General features: G+C 32.7%; 14 protein-coding genes and 1 tRNA gene. 4 read left to right on the forward strand and 11 right to left on the reverse strand.

Annotated elements, in window-relative coordinates; genetic code table 11:
• Position 1: 1 nt before the first annotated feature.
• Positions 2 to 75: transfer RNA gene (locus L992_RS09440), tRNA-Pro, on the reverse strand.
• Positions 76 to 291: 216 nt separating this feature from the next.
• On the opposite strand from L992_RS09440, the gene L992_RS09445 reads away from it, so the two are divergent.
• Entirely contained in the window at positions 292 to 939 is a 648-nt protein-coding gene (locus L992_RS09445; protein WP_052193959.1) for an OmpA family protein, read from the forward strand.
• A gap of 65 nt (positions 940 to 1004) precedes the next feature.
• On the opposite strand, the gene L992_RS09450 is transcribed toward L992_RS09445, so the two are convergent.
• From L992_RS09450 to asrA, 8 genes are all read right to left on the reverse strand, one after another.
• Positions 1005 to 1364 (reverse strand): FMN-binding protein, encoded by a 360-nt coding sequence (locus L992_RS09450; RefSeq protein ID WP_047383355.1) that lies wholly within the window; start codon positions 1362 to 1364, stop codon positions 1005 to 1007.
• Positions 1365 to 1376: 12 nt separating this feature from the next.
• Positions 1377 to 2930: a bifunctional UDP-sugar hydrolase/5'-nucleotidase gene (locus tag L992_RS09455; protein WP_052191767.1), complete on the reverse strand. Its 1554-nt coding sequence runs from the start codon at positions 2928 to 2930 to the stop codon at positions 1377 to 1379.
• Positions 2931 to 3054: 124 nt separating this feature from the next.
• A complete protein-coding gene (locus tag L992_RS09460) occupies positions 3055 to 3528 on the reverse strand; it encodes a hypothetical protein (RefSeq protein ID WP_047395831.1) in 474 nt (157 codons plus the stop codon).
• Positions 3509 to 3754 (reverse strand): hypothetical protein, encoded by a 246-nt coding sequence (locus L992_RS09465; protein ID WP_047395834.1) that lies wholly within the window; start codon positions 3752 to 3754, stop codon positions 3509 to 3511. Before L992_RS09465 ends, L992_RS09460 begins: the two co-directional genes overlap by 20 nt.
• 29 nt (positions 3755 to 3783) lie before the next feature.
• Positions 3784 to 5541 (reverse strand): YeiH family protein, encoded by a 1758-nt coding sequence (locus L992_RS09470; protein ID WP_047395835.1) that lies wholly within the window; start codon positions 5539 to 5541, stop codon positions 3784 to 3786.
• Between the two features lie 125 nt (positions 5542 to 5666).
• A complete protein-coding gene (asrC, locus tag L992_RS09475) occupies positions 5667 to 6737 on the reverse strand; it encodes a sulfite reductase subunit C (protein ID WP_052193960.1) in 1071 nt (356 codons plus the stop codon).
• Between the two features lie 13 nt (positions 6738 to 6750).
• Positions 6751 to 7560: an anaerobic sulfite reductase subunit AsrB gene (gene asrB / locus L992_RS09480; protein ID WP_047395836.1), complete on the reverse strand. Its 810-nt coding sequence runs from the start codon at positions 7558 to 7560 to the stop codon at positions 6751 to 6753.
• Positions 7560 to 8597 carry an anaerobic sulfite reductase subunit AsrA gene (asrA, locus tag L992_RS09485; protein WP_047395837.1) on the reverse strand — a complete coding sequence of 346 codons (1038 nt, stop codon included), beginning with the start codon at positions 8595 to 8597 and terminating at the stop codon, positions 7560 to 7562. The genes asrB and asrA overlap by 1 nt, the downstream gene beginning before the upstream one ends.
• A 342-nt stretch (positions 8598 to 8939) precedes the next feature.
• On the opposite strand from asrA, the gene L992_RS09490 reads away from it, so the two are divergent.
• Entirely contained in the window at positions 8940 to 9815 is an 876-nt protein-coding gene (locus L992_RS09490; RefSeq protein ID WP_047395838.1) for an RluA family pseudouridine synthase, read from the forward strand.
• An 80-nt stretch (positions 9816 to 9895) separates the two neighbouring features.
• On the opposite strand, the gene L992_RS09495 is transcribed toward L992_RS09490, so the two are convergent.
• Both L992_RS09495 and L992_RS09500 read right to left on the reverse strand, forming a co-directional pair.
• Positions 9896 to 11167 carry a dicarboxylate/amino acid:cation symporter gene (locus L992_RS09495; RefSeq protein ID WP_231549778.1) on the reverse strand — a complete coding sequence of 424 codons (1272 nt, stop codon included), beginning with the start codon at positions 11165 to 11167 and terminating at the stop codon, positions 9896 to 9898.
• Positions 11168 to 11350: 183 nt separating this feature from the next.
• Positions 11351 to 13429: an HD domain-containing phosphohydrolase gene (locus tag L992_RS09500; RefSeq protein ID WP_047395843.1), complete on the reverse strand. Its 2079-nt coding sequence runs from the start codon at positions 13427 to 13429 to the stop codon at positions 11351 to 11353.
• 220 nt (positions 13430 to 13649) lie between these two features.
• On the opposite strand from L992_RS09500, the gene gap reads away from it, so the two are divergent.
• Both gap and pgk read left to right on the forward strand, forming a co-directional pair.
• Entirely contained in the window at positions 13650 to 14657 is a 1008-nt protein-coding gene (gap, locus tag L992_RS09505) for a type I glyceraldehyde-3-phosphate dehydrogenase (protein ID WP_047395848.1), read from the forward strand.
• A 109-nt stretch (positions 14658 to 14766) separates the two neighbouring features.
• Positions 14767 to 15966, forward strand: coding sequence for a phosphoglycerate kinase (gene pgk, locus L992_RS09510; protein ID WP_047395850.1), 1200 nt, complete (start codon positions 14767 to 14769; stop codon positions 15964 to 15966).
• Positions 15967 to 15970 lie beyond the last annotated feature (4 nt).

The raw sequence follows: 15970 nt of genomic DNA on the forward strand, positions 1-15970 counted from the left end.
GTCGGAATAGCAAGATTCGAACTTGCGGCCCCCTGCTCCCAAGGCAGGTGCGCTACCGGACTGCGCTATATTCCGACTATTTAATTTTCGCAACTCGCTTTCGCTCGCTACATAATTATAGTATCACAAATTATAATTTCTGTCAACAAACTTTTTTTATTTTTTTTATTTTTTTTTAACACTAAGAAAAAGAAGGATTAATTTTATTTAAAAAGAATAATATTTTATATACAATTGGAAAAATATTTTCTATAATATCTATAACTATTTTTAGTTTTAAGGAGGTTTATTATGAAAAATACAAAACTTATCTGTTCTGTTCTTTTAGCTGGTTCACTTTTTGGTGCTTGTACTTCTACTAATGGTGGTTATAACAACCTAAATAGTAAAACTACTGGAACTGCTGGTGGAGCTGCTATAGGTGCTCTTATCGGGCAAGCAATCGGACAAGATACTAAAGGAACTCTTATCGGAGCTGGTATTGGAGCTCTTGCTGGTCTAGGATGGGGAGCATACAAAGATCAACAAACAAAAGAGTTACAAGCTAGATTACAAAACACTTCAGTTAAGGTAACTGATGAAGGAAATTACATTAATCTTAATCTTCCTGGCGGAGTTACATTCCCAACTAACGGATCTGTTATTGGAAATGGATTCTACGCTCCTCTTAATGATATAGCTTCTGTTTTAAATCAATACCCTGAAACAAGAATAGTTATATCTGGACACACAGATAACACTGGTGCTTACTCTTACAATATGGATCTATCAGTTAAAAGAGCAAGAAGTGTTGCTGATTATGTAGTTAGAAGAGGAGTAAATCCTAATAGAATAACTATAAACGGATTTGGTCCAGATAGACCAATCGCAAGTAACGGAACTACTACAGGTAGAGCTCAAAATAGAAGGGTTGAAATCCAAATTTTCCCTGCTTACTAATATCTGCTAAAACAAAACATAATAAATAGAAAGAGGGTTCTTATCGAACCCTCTTCTCTTTTAAATTATTTACCAATTTTTTCAATTGCATTTTTTACAGCTTCTTGTACACCCTCAGATGTATATGTTGCTCCTGCAACAACATCTAAATCCGCATTCTGATTTCTTAAAACTTGATTTTTTAAAGTTTCTATAGCTGGATCTGCAATTGGTGGTGTATCTGTATGCGTTACATTCAAACCTATAATTTTAAATTCTTTTCCTTTTGGCTTAACTTGTAACTCTACAGACAGCTCTCCATTATAACCTGTTCCGCTTCCTTTTACTAACATTGGTCCCGGCTTATTAGCATCATATATTCCTAACAGCAATCCCAATCCTATAAAGGCCATTACAGATATTTTCCTTAAACCCTCTTTTGTCATTCCTAACCCCTTCTATTTCTTTGGTATTAATCTTGGAACTACTTTATCTCTTCCTTCTAATCCTACTTTTTGAATATATTCAATTAATACTTCATCAAGTCCTGGATAATGTCCAATCTCTTTTCCACCAGCTAAAGATGTATATCCATCTCCACCTGCTGCCATAAAGTCATTTGTTGCTACAACATATGTCTTGTTAGGATCTAATTTCTTATCTCCTACTTTTATTTCTAAAACTCTTCTATGTGCTGGATTTTTCACATTAAATTTAACAGTCATTCCAGAAACTTGAGCCATTGCTCCTAATGATTCTGGATATGATTTTAATCCGTTTTCAACAGCTTTTTGTAAATCAGATCCTTTTACTTCTTTTGTTATAACATAATTTCCAAATGGTAATACACTAATAATATCTCCAACTGTTACTTCTCCTGGATTTATAGAAGCTCTTATTCCTCCACCATTTGTTATTGCTACGTCAGCTCCTGTTTTCCAAACCATTGCATCCGTTATTAATTGAGCCAAGTTTGTTTCTCCAGTTCTTACAAAAGCTCTATCTCCTTGTAATAAAATTGGATTTTCTCCAACTTTTACACTTGTTATCATCTCTTGTTTCTTAGATATTTCATCTATTGTTGCTTTTACCTTCTCATCTTCAGGTACTGGATTATCTCCATTCATTATTATATCTTTAGTATATAAAGTATAGTCAATTGCTGCATTTCTATCTTTTAATTTATCGAAATCAACTTTTACAACACCAACATTTTTTGTATACTCACCTGTTTGTACTATTGTTACACCATTTACAACCTTCTTCTCTTTCAATTCTGTATGACTGTGACCATCAATAATTAAATCTATTTCTGGAACAGCTTCTGCCACTCCTATACTTTGTAAATGCTTAGCCGTACTTTCGTCGTCTCCTAAGTGTGAAATCACTACTATAAATTTCACTCCCTCTTTTTTCATTTGTGCCACTACTGTTTTAGCCGTTGCAATTGGATCAGCAATTGTAATATTTTTTACATTGTTTGGATTTGTTTTGAAATATGTTTCTGGAGTTGCTAATCCAAAGAATCCAACCTTTACTCCATCTATTCTTCTAATATCATAAGTTCCTGCAACTGGTTTTCCAGTATTTTTATCTATAACATTCGCCGCTAAAGTTTTATATTTTTGCATAGAAAGTAACTCTTCTAATCTCTCTTGTCCATAGTTGAAGTCATGATTTCCTAAAGTTGCATAATCTAAACCTACTGCATTTAATGTCTCAACCATCGACTCACCTTTAGTTAAAGTCGCAAATGTTGTTCCATGCATAGTGTCTCCTGCATCTATCAATAAAACTTTACCATTATTTCTATCCTGCTCTAATGCTTTAGCTATAGTCTTTACTCTCGCTAACCCCACACCATCATTTTTGCTTTCTACTGCTCTTCCGTGAACATCGTTTACATGAACTAGAGTTAGTTCGTATTCTCCATCTTTCGGTGGTAACACCTTACAAGCAGAAAGAGCTAAAACCAGTCCCATTAAACCAAAAACTTTTAAATTTTTATTCATTTTTTCCTCCCTGATAAACCCTAGTATTCAATTAAATTCGAACATATTTTATCATATTTAGACAAGATTGTAAAAGAAAAAACTGCATACAAATGCAGTTTTCACCTTTATTTTACAACCATTATTATATAAGTATATTCAAAAGTTTTTGACTAGTCTCTAAAGCATCTCCATTCAGCTTTAAAATTTCAATTGTTCTCTTTAAAGTTTCTATCTCTTTTGAACGCATAAACATCTCATCTCTCTCTCCAGTCAGATATTTTTTTATTGCAATCCCTTCATCTATTTGACATCGATAAAGTTCACTATACTTACTATCTTTGACTATTATGCTCTCTATTCTCTCCTCTAACTCTGTATCTGAAAGTTCTTTTTCTTTCAAAAGTTCACATATAGTTTTTTTTAAAAATAGGTACTCTTTTAAAAAAAACTCTCTCTTATAACGATAAATTCTTAAGTCTTGGATAAAATTAATCAATAAAAAAGGAAATATAACCACCATCATCGATATTTTTGGCTTTTCTATCAACTTTGTCGCAACTTTCAAAGCTAAAGCTGTTTCCCTCTCCAAAAAGTCCTCAGTCTTTATCTTTTTCATCTTCACTCCTATTCGAATACGCAAGAGTATGTCTTACGTTTTCTGAACTTGGCTCCACCTTTTTAACAAAAATATAATACCAAGCTCCCGACTCGATATCCTCTTCTGCTAATTTTTGATGCGCTTCCTTAAAACCCAAAACCTCATCTAAAAAAGGTAAAACTGAGAAACATAAAAAATATATACATAAAAAGCCACTAAATAACCCTATCCATTTTTTTATCATATTTCCTCCAAAATTACTTTAGCTGTACTTTATAAACTCATAAGCGATTTTGTTATCTCTGGGAACACAATGTGGAACATTAAATATGCTGCTCCAAATGTAACACTTAAATTTATTATTTTCCCAACTATATAAAGTGTTATTGGTTTTCCACCTTTAAACAACTTACTTAATTCACCAAAATTAGTAGATAATCCAATACTTGTAAATGCCAAACAGAATAACCAACCTTGTAATGGAGATATCAATCCACTAACCATTCCTTTATCTATTATTATTTTAGATCCATCTATCCCTAACATTGCATATATTCCAGAAAATAATAAAGAAGCTCCAATAAATCCTAAAATAAATTTAGGGAATCTATTCCATATTTCAAGCATTGACCCTTTAAACGAGAAATCCTTTTCTGCGGCCATAGATGTATCTACCTTCAATGACCAATATGCTGCAACTCCTAATGCCATTACACCAATTATTATATTTTGAATCATCTTAATTGTTGCGGCAACATCTCTTGCTACAGGTCCTAAGTATTCTCCTGCTGCAACTACAGCTCCTGTCGAATCTACAGTTCCACCAATCCAAGCTCCCCCTAAAACAGGATCCATATTTAAAGCTTTTATAAACATTGGCATAGCTATCATCATAAAAGCAGTAAACATTATAGAAATACTAACTGATAATGTAAGCTCTTCCTTCTTTGCTTTACAAGCTGCTGCCGCTGCTATCGCTGCTGATACTCCACTCACTGACATGTCAGCAGACATTACCATATTTAAACTCTTTGACTCCATTTTTAAAACTTTATCACCAAATAGGAATGTTAAAACTAAAACCACAGGAGTTACAAACCATGTTACAAATATCCCTGGTATTCCTATTAATAAAACTTTATTTACTAATACAGTCGATCCTAAAAGTATCAATCCAGTTTTTATAAAATACTCTGTTTGAGCAGCTGCTAAAAGTTTCTTAGGTGTTCCAACAGTATTACTTACAATTAGTCCTAAAACTAATCCCCAAAATACATATCCTAATCCCCAAGCCTTTAAAGTTTCTTGCTCTCCTAAAAGATAGGCACTCATTGCCAATAAAAATACAAATGGAAACCCTTGTAAGAATCCCTCTCTATCTCTTCCCATCTTTTTCATTCCTAAACTAAAATATATACCAATAGATGCCAACAAAATAAGTAAATTAGGAATTAAGTTATAAGGCTTAACTACAGCTTTGGCCTTTAACTTATTCTCTTTATCTCTACTTATCAGCCATTCATCTACAGACGCTGTAGCTGCTCTATTTAACTCTTCATCCGAAAACATGCTTCCCTCTGCTAAAGTTGTTGCTTCTAAAGCTTTCTCTCTCGCTAAAGCTGTTATTTGTCTAGACTCTTCATACTCCTTAATAAATGGAGCTCCCTTTTCTAAAGCTGTCGCCTCACTTAAATATAAAGATTCCATAGGATTTGTCGTCCATTTTTTAGGTTTTCCTAAAATATTTTTTACTGTTTCAGAAACCGATGTTTTTATTGCTAAAGCATTCTTATCAAACTGCGCTTCATGCCATTGAACCGTTTTAAAAGATGCTCTTTCTCCCTCACTTTTCATTATATCATTATATACTTCGGCTTTTCCCAACACGCCATTCGAGTTAGATCCCATATACATAAAAATACAAAATATTAATAAAATTGTCGCTAGTAATATCGCCCAGTAATCCTCAAATTTAAATAAATCTAGTATTGTTTCCTTAAAACTTTTTTTGTTCTCTTTTACAGCTTCCATTTTTACCCCCTAGGTTTTGTATCAAGCTTTTTGAACCTTAATTCAAAGTTCTAAACATAACTAATGGGAACCCTTTAGGGGTTCCCATTAACTTAGAATATATTTTTTGGATTAGAAACTAATTTCTAGTGTCCTCCACCATAATTAAACGGCTTTTCTAATGTGTAAGCTTCTCCAGGACTTGGATGTTGAGATATAGGTTTAACATTTATATTAGCTCTATACTCTGTCTCTGCCCAAAGAATTCTTTGTGCTACTTGTGCTTCTGGATTCAATTCAACTCCATCTAGCATCATCTCTTTAAACTTTTGATATCCAGCTCTATCAATCAAATGACCTCCATGGATATACATAGGTTTATGATGTAAAACGTTAGCTGAGAACTTTTGCCAGTTTCCAATAACCTTCATAATTACATCCTCAGTTACCCAGTTTAAGAACATCTTACCCATTCTTGGGTATTGCTTTCCTGTTCTTCCCCCAATGATAACTCTAAATAATTTTTGTTCTGGTCTTACCCAAGCTGATGATGGACATGCTTCAACACACTCTCCACAACCAACACAGCAGCAAGAATCTTTAACAATTCTATGATTTTCTAGTTTTAAAACTCTTGTAGCAGCGTGATCACAAACCTTCACACATCTTCCACAACCAATACATCTATCTTTTACATAGATTGGTTTTGTTACTCCGATTATTCCAAAATCATTAAAATGACCTTTAGCACAGTCATTTGGACATCCTGCTATCGCCATTTTAATATGATAGTGGCTTGGGAAGATTTGCTTTTCAAGCTTTCTTGCTAACTCCCAAGTATTTATGTTTGCTTTTACACAGTGTGAGTTACCTATACAAGCCATTATATTTCTAGCTCCTATAGTTGGATAACCAGCTTTATTAACCTCCATGTCAACTCCACACATCTCAACATCTACTTCTTTTATATACTCTTCTAAATAAGCATTTACAGCTTCTACATTTTCAAATTTAATACCAGGGGCATTTAGAGTTTGTCTCATACCCATGTGGAAAGTTCCATCTCCCCATCTCTCTGCTATATCTTGTATTACCTTTAAATATTTAGCTTCAATTAACCCTCCTGGAACACGAAGTTGGATCATGAACTCCCCAGGAACTTTTGATTGACGGAAGCAATTCAGTTTCATTTTAGTTATATTAATATCGTGATTCACTCTTTATACCCCCTTAGTCGATTAGATATTTAGCTTGAGAATAATTAAATACAGGTCCTTCTAGACAAACATAAACTTCATCTATTCTACAATGACCACATTTCCCGATTGCACACGACATCTTTCTTTCGAAAGATACCCAAATTTTATCAGTAGGAACTCCTAATTTTTCAAACTCTATAGCTGTATATTTCATCATATTAGGTGGTCCAACAATCACAACTTCTAAATCATGAAACTCATTTGATAACATTTTTAAATGAGGTACATATTCTGTAACAAGTCCTACGCACTCCCCATCTAATCCGCACCCTTTATCTACTGTTAGTACCATTGGATGCTTTTTTCTCCACTCTAAAATCTCATCTCTAAATAGTATTGAGTTGTCATCTTTAAATCCAAATAGTAGCTCCATTGATTGAACTTCAGCTGGATTTTTATGTATATGATTGATTAACGATCTAACCGGAGCTAGTCCTGATCCTCCTGTTACGATAATCACTTTTTTATTTTTTATATCAATTGCATCAAACCCTTTTCCATAAGGTCCTCTCATTGGAAGTAAGTCCCCTGCATGAAGATTAAATATCTCGTCTGTTACTACTCCTACTTTTCTGATTAAAAACTCTGCCCATCCCTCTTCAGCTGAGAAATCAGTAACTGATATTGGACACTCCCCTACTTTAGGAAGAGATAGTTGCATAAATTGTCCAAACTTTATATCTCCAGCTGCTGGATATTCAACTCTAAATAAAAATTCAATATCAGTAACTTGCTTAACATCTAATAATCTGTATGGCGTTGGCATTATTAAATTTTGCATTATTTAGCACCTCCATTTAGTTTATCAACTTCTGCTGCTAATTTATTTACAGTAGTTGCAAACGATATAAATACTGGACACTTATCATCACATCTTCCACATCCAACACACATATGGTGTTCTTTAAATCTCTTTTTATGGTCGTGAATCTTATGCATAACTTTAAATCTCATTCTCTCTCCACCAGCTTTTCTAAACGAGTGGTTTCCAGCCATATCAGTATATCCATCTACATGGCAAGAAGCATTTATTCTTCTTCTTTCCCCTGCATTTGAATCCGATGTGTAGTTCATATCATATGTTGTAAAACAAGTACAAGTTGAGCAAGATACAGTACAACTTCCACACATTAAACATCTTTTATCAAACTCTTTCCACATCTCTAAACTTTTAACTGCGATTTGAGTTTCTTTATCATTTATCTCTGGTATTCTAACTGTTCTCACATTTTCAGTAACAGGAGTCACTTTAAACTCTAACTCTTCATTTCCTGCAAAGTAAGTGTTAAATTCAGAGTCTTTAGTTTCTATTAAAACCTCTCCATCTAAGAATTTAACTCCAAAAGCATACTCGTCTGCCGATCCAGTTCCCATCGAAGCGCAGAAGCAAGTATCCCATCCATTTTTAGGGCATTCAATTAAAACAAACTTTGTTTTTTCTCTCATTCTTTTGTAGTACGAATCTTCAAACCCACCATTTTTTAAGAATATATCATCATATCTTTTAATCGAATGTATATCGCAAGCTCTTGCAAATACAAGCATTGGTCTCTCATCAACAACTTTTGATTCTCTGTAATCTGCATCAGTAAAATATAAAACTGTTTCTGTTATTGGGCTAAGAGCTTCTTTAGCTGCGTAATCAGATTTCTCTTCATGCACAATCTCATTTGCCGAATAAACTCTATCATATCTTACAATATCCGTATCCGAATATCTTCCTTGCTTAGGAAATCTCTTTGGAGCATATACTTTATACTCTTTGCTAAGATTTTTTAACAAGCTATCAAAATTTTCTGCTGTTATTTTGTATCCCATTCTTACTTTGCCTCCCCATTATTTGAATTTTTAGTCAACCATTCATGTGTTTATATTACAACCTTTATGTTTTTTTGTAAACCATTATTTACGAACTTTTTATATTTGGTTAAAATTGAATTTTTAGTCGAAAGTTAAATGGTCATAGTTTTATTTCCTTATTTTTTTGATAAAGTTTTTAATTTTGAAACACCTTTCTCTTTCTAATTTTATACAACACTAGTATACTTATACACTAGTGTTAAAACGATCACTTTTTTATCACTTTAAAATCAAAAGATTGTTTTTTTCTCAATTTCATTATAAAATATTAAAAAATAATATTATTTAAAAGGTGGACATATGAAAAAATTTACTGTCGAAGCTGAATTTCACAATATGAAAATATCTCAATACCTAAAAGAAAAAGGATATTCTGGAAGAGGTATCAGAAATGTAGAAGTTTACTTAAATGGAAAAAGAGTTAAAACAACCAAACAAGTTAAAAAAAATGCTAGACTTTTAGTTAAGGAGAAAGAAAAAGAAGTTGGAATCAAACCTATTCAAATGGATTTAAAAATTATGTTCGAAGATAAGAACCTAATTATTATCAATAAAGATCCTTATCTTGTTGTTCATCCAACAACAAAAAAAACAGACTTAACTTTAGCTAACGGAGTAATCCACTATCTTCAAGAACAAACAGGAAAAATTCAACCACCTAGATTTTTCAATCGTCTAGATATGAACACTTCTGGACTTATTGTTGTAGCTAAAAACGCTTATACTCAAGCTTTTTTACAAAGTGATAAAGAGAAGGTTTCTAAATTCTATCAAGCTATTGTTAAGGGTATTGTCAAAGAAGATGAAATGATGATCGAAATTCCTATAGGAAAAGAGGGAGACGAACTTAGAAGAAAAGAGATGTCTCCTGAAGAGGGTGGACAAACAGCTAAAACAAGTATGAAAGTTTTAGAGCGTTTCCCTGAGGATAATTTAACTCTTATTGAACTAGAGTTATTTACAGGTAGAACTCATCAAATACGTGCCCATATGTCTTTAGTTGGTCATCCTATTCTTGGTGATGAATTATATGGTGGCGAAGATATTCGAGCCAAAAGACAGCTTTTACACGCCTTCAAACTTATCTTTACAGATGTAGAAACTAATGAAAAAATCAAAGTTGAAGCACCGCTTCCTGATGACTTCAAAGAGATTTTACACAAAGTAAATAGCTAAACTCTACTATATATTTATATAGTAGAAAATAAATAAAAAATGCCTTCCTAAAATAGTGAAGGCATTTTTCATTTTAGCATTTAAGCTAATTTATTGCTTTTAATTGATGTGGCATCCTCTTCTCTAACCATTTCCCCCTCGGTTTTAGCCACAATCAACGTGCAAACTGCATCTCCTGTTATATTAACAACAGTTCTAAACATATCTACGAATCTATCTATTCCCATAACAAGCGCCATTCCTTCTAAAGGTAATCCAACTTGTTGCAATACCATTCCTAACATGATTACTCCAACTCCTGGAACACCCGCAGTTCCTATTGATGCTAATGTCGCTGTTATAATTACCGTTACAAAATCTCCCATCGTCAATGAAACACCGTATATCTGAGCTATAAATATTGTCGCAACTCCCTGCATTATAGCTGTTCCATCCATATTTATAGTACTTCCTAAAGGTAGTGTAAATGATGAAATACTTTTTGAAACTCCAAACTCCTCTTGTAAAGTTTCCATTGAAGCAGGTAGTGTTGCACTACTCGATGATGTTGAAAATGCTACTATCATCGGACCTGAAAATTTCTTTAAAAATGTCAAAGGATTATACTTTGCTATTAAAATAAGTAAACTCTGATAAGTTATTAAATAGTGTAAAAACAGAACCACTACAACACCTATAAAATACTTTAACAATGGTAGCATAGCTGCATATCCCAAAGTTGCAAAAGTTTTTCCGATCAATCCATAAACTCCAAATGGAGCTATGTGCATTACAATCTCTACCATTTTTAAAACTAAACTGTTTAACTCCTCCATACCTTTTCTAACTGTCGAAACTCTATCTCCTAATAAAGCCATTGCCACTCCGCAAACTATTGAGAAAACTATTATTTGAAGCATATCTCCTTTAGCCAAAGCTTCTACTGGATTTACAGGAATCATCCCTAACAAAATATCTACAAACGGCTTAGATTCAGAAACACTTACAGTTGTTGACGATATCTGAGATAACACAACACCTTTTCCAGGATTTATTAACGACCCAACCCCTAATGCTAAAGTGATTGCCACAGCTGTCGTTCCTAAATAAAATGTCAACGTTTTTATTCCAACTCTACCTAATTTTTTTATATCTTCAACTCCTGCAGCACCCATCGTTAAAGAACAAAATACTAAAGGTACTACTATCATTCTAATCGCCCTTGTGAATCCAGTTCCTAAAAAATTAAAGAAGAAATCTATAACATATTTTTTAACCAAAACATTCTCTTTAAAAGGATACAATATCAATCCACTGATAACACCTAAAATCAATGCCATAAAAATCTTATTTGTTAAACTTAATTTTTTCACCAAACTCACTCCTCATCTTTCTTTTTTTCACAAGATGAATTATATATTTAAAATTCAAAAAAATCAAGAAAAAAATAAATTATTTTTCCTTTAATTTTTAATTTGAAAATATATTTTCAAATATAAAGATATTTAAGATAATAAAAAAGAGTGATTTTCTCAAATCACTCAACTCTTTTATATCTAATTATTACTATTAAATAATCTTTCAAACTTTAATTCGTTTTCTAAAAATAGTCTTACAAGTTCTGGATCGAAACTTTCTCCACTTTCTTTTTTGATTATCTCAATCGATTTCTCATGGCTAAATCCCTCTTTATAAACTCGCTTTTGCCTCAAGGCATCATACACATCAACTATAGATACTATTCTAGCTTCTAAAGGAATATCTTCTCCTTTTAATCCTTTTGGATATCCTTTTCCATTCCATTTTTCATGGTGATATCTTGCTATATTTTCAGCCATCACGCTGACACCAGATTTTTTTATTATTTCATACCCTATCTCAGGATGTGCTTTTATTACCTCAAACTCCTCTTCTGTAAGTTTCCCTGGTTTTTTCAAAACACTTCTATCTATTCCAATCTTTCCAACATCATGTAATGATGCAACACTTCCAATCTCTTCACAAAACTTTTTACTACATCCTAATTTGTTAGCTAATAGTTCAGAGTACATATTTAATCTTTTTATATGATTCCCTGTTTCAAAGTCATTAAATTGATTTACAGCTTCTAATGATGAAACCAACGACATCATCAACTCTTGATATTTTTTCTTCTCCAACAATCCTTTTTTTGCTCTATACATAAGAATTAAACTTATTAAAAATAATCCCAAAGAAACTGCCACTAGTCTTTTATAATCAGTAACTTCATAATTATTTTTCAACCAGTATATATTTTTAGTCATATTTTCATTTAAGAAACTCGCCGAAATCTCTTTTAAAGCCTCAAATAGCTCCTCTTCATCTTTTCGAATAACCATAGCTAGATTGTATTTCTTGTCTAAAATACCCGCAATTTTTAACTCTTGATCATAACCACTATTATAAAGTTTATTTATCAAAGTTTTGTAATCAGCAATACTATAATCAGCTTCATTTTTTCTAATCTTCTCAATTGCTTCATCCATATCTTTCACATATACAAAATTTTCTTCTTTCAAATTTTTTCTTAAATAATCCATATAATAACTATTATCAACTACTGCAAATCTTTCTTTTCTAGCCTCTATTAAGTTTGTTATAAACCCATCCTCTTTTCTATTAAACACTACCGGTGTCAATGTATAATAAGGGTTTGTATAATTATCACCTTTTTCAACACTTGTCTCAATTGTTGCTGCAGCAGTTATATGATTATCTTCCCAATCTTTACTTTCTGCATAAACTATTCTATTTAATTTCAATCCTAATATATCTGCCACATCAGATAGATATTCTGCTGTTATCCCTTTTTCCTCTCCATCTTCTGAATAATACAACGGATAATTACTTTTTTCTCCTGGAAAAACAACATTAATTTCTCGATTTTTTAAAGATTCGTACTTATTCTTAAATTTATCTTTATAAAATTCTCTTCTAGATTCACTAATCATATCTTTCAAACTATTTGGTGAGATATTCTCAAAATACTTTTTCAAATCTTCATATAGCTTTTTTTCACTTTTAGGAACAGCCAAAGTTGTCACCATTGTAGGGATTCTATTCAACTCTATCTTACTCAAAGTATCAATAAACCCATATTGGTTATCAGCTACAAAGCCATCGATAGCTCCACTTTTCAACATTTGAATACCTTTTTCTCTTGTTTCAATATCAATAATTTCACTATTTAAAAACTCATATTTTTCAGAAAACTCCTTGTCTATGTACGTTCCTTTTATTACTCCTACTCTTTTTTTATAGAAATTTGTCACATCTATATATTCAGCGTTTAAAAAGTACATATTAGCTTTTAAATAGAAAAACGTTGGAATAAAATAATACTTTTTTCTTCTCTCAACAGTCTCGATTAGATCCATAATTAAAATATCTTTACCTTTTTCCATATCCAATATTAAATTAGTATCTAACTCTTTTACTATTAAATTTATATTTCTTCTATTACTTATATCTTGGAATATCTTGGGATATAATCCTTTGTACTCTCGCCCCTCCTTATAAAAGAAGAAACTATTTTCATTTTCTAACAATACAGTATGATCTTTCGCTATTAAGCTACAACATAATATGAAAGAAAATAGTAAGATTTTCAGCATGTTTCTTTTCTCCCTTACTTTTATTTTTTTTATTATACTATAATTTTAATGAAAAAGTAATCATAAAAAGATTAATTTTAGTTCCCACGAATAAATTGACAAATTCTAAAAGATAATATATCATTAAGACATAACGAAAGAAAGCATTACAAAAAGAAAAAGAAAAATACTTTATTACGAACTTAAATTAAACAAATATAAATTATTAGGAGGTTTCCAAATGGCAGTTAAAGTAGCGATTAATGGATTCGGAAGAATTGGAAGATTAGCATTAAGATTAATGATCAACAACCCAGAGTTTGAGGTAGTAGCAATAAACGATTTAACAGACGCAAAAACTCTTGCACACTTATTCAAATATGACTCAGCACAAGGTAGATTCAACGGAACTATCGAGGTTATCGAAGGAGGATTCTCAGTAAACGGAAGAGAAATCAAAGTTTTAGCTGATAGAGATCCTAAAAACTTACCATGGGGAGAATTAAACGTAGACGTTGTTCTTGAGTGTACTGGATTCTTCACTTCTCAAGAGAAAGCTGGACTTCACTTAGAAGCTGGAGCTAAAAAAGTAGTTATCTCTGCACCTGCAACAGGAGATATCAAAACTGTAGTTTACAACACTAACCACAACATCTTAGATGGTACAGAAACAGTAATTTCTGGAGCTTCTTGTACTACTAACTGTTTAGCACCAATGGCTAAAGTATTAAACGACAACTTCGGAATCGTAGAAGGTTTAATGACTACAATCCATGCTTACACTAATGACCAAAACACATTAGATGGACCACACGGAAAAGGAGATTTAAGAAGAGCTAGAGCTGCTGCTGCTAACATCGTTCCTAACACAACTGGAGCTGCAAAAGCAATCGGATTAGTAATTCCTGAATTAGCTGGAAAATTAGATGGAGCTGCTCAAAGAGTACCAGTAATCACTGGATCATTAACTGAGTTAGTAACTGTATTAGAGAAGCCAGTAACTGTAGCTGAAATCAACGCTGCAATGAAAGCTGCTGCTAACGAATCATTCGGATACACTGAAGAAGAATTAGTATCTTCTGATATCATCGGAATCGAGTTTGGATCTTTATTCGATGCAACTCAAACAAGAGTTATGACAGTTGGAGATAAGCAATTAGTTAAGACAGTTTCTTGGTACGATAACGAAATGTCTTACACTGCTCAATTAATCAGAACTTTAAAATTATTCGTAGAAATCTCTAAGTAATTAGAACATCTAGGAAAAACAGAATAAACAGAATAGCGGGACTATCTAGTTCCGCTTTTTTTTAAGAAAATATAAATAAATTTTAAAATTTTTGGGAGGTTCATACAAAATGGCAAAGAAAATTGTAACTGATTTACAAGTAGCTGGAAAGAAAGTTTTAATGAGAGTTGATTTCAACGTTCCTATGAAGGATGGAAAAATAACTGACGAAAACAGAATCGTAGCTGCTTTACCAACTATAAAATACGTTTTAGAAAATGGTGGAAAAGTAATCGCTTTCTCTCACTTAGGAAAAGTAAAAGAAGCTGCTGATTTAGAAAAGAGAAACATCGAGCCTGTTGCTAAGAGATTAGCTGAGCTTTTAGGACAACCAGTAACTTTCATCAACGCTACTAGAGGAGAAGAGTTAGAAACTGCAGTTGCTAACTTAAAAGATGGAGAAATCTTAATGTTCCAAAACACTAGATTCGAAGATTTAGAAGGTAAAAAAGAGTCTAAAAACGATCCTGAATTAGGAAAGTACTGGGCTTCTTTAGGAGATTTATTCGTTAACGATGCATTCGGAACTGCTCACAGAGCTCACGCATCTAACGTTGGAATCGCTGCTAACATCGGAGAAGGAAACACTGCTGCTGGATTCTTAATGGAAAAAGAGATCAAGTTCATCGGTGGAGCTGTTGATGCACCTGAGAGACCATTAGTTGCTATCTTAGGAGGAGCTAAAGTTTCTGACAAAATCGGAGTTATTGAAAACTTATTAGTTAAAGCTGATAAAATATTAATCGGTGGAGCTATGATGTTCACATTCTTCAAAGCTTTAGGAAAAGATACAGGAAAATCTCTTGTTGAAGAGGATAAAGTAGAATTAGCAAAATCATTATTAGAAAAAGCAGAAGGAAAAATCATTTTACCTATCGATACAGTAATCTGTAAAGAGTTCTCTAACGATGCTCCTCATTCAGTTGTATCTGTAGATGCTATTCCTGCTGATGAGATGGGATTAGACGTAGGACCTGCTACTGTTGCATTATTCACTGAGCAATTAGTTGGAGCTAAGACAGTTGTATGGAATGGACCAATGGGTGTATTCGAAATGTCTAACTACGCTAAAGGAACTATCGGAGTTTGTGAAGCTATCGCTAACTTAGAAAACTCTACAACTATCATCGGTGGAGGAGACTCTGCTGCTGCTGCTATCTCTTTAGGATTCGCTGACAAGTTCTCTCACATCTCTACTGGTGGAGGAGCTTCTCTTGAGTATTTAGAAGGTAAAAAATTACCAGGTGTAGAATCTATATCTGATAGATAATATT

Origin of the sequence: Cetobacterium sp. ZOR0034, from assembly GCF_000799075.1 — a bacterium.
Lineage (GTDB): Bacteria > Fusobacteriota > Fusobacteriia > Fusobacteriales > Fusobacteriaceae > Cetobacterium_A.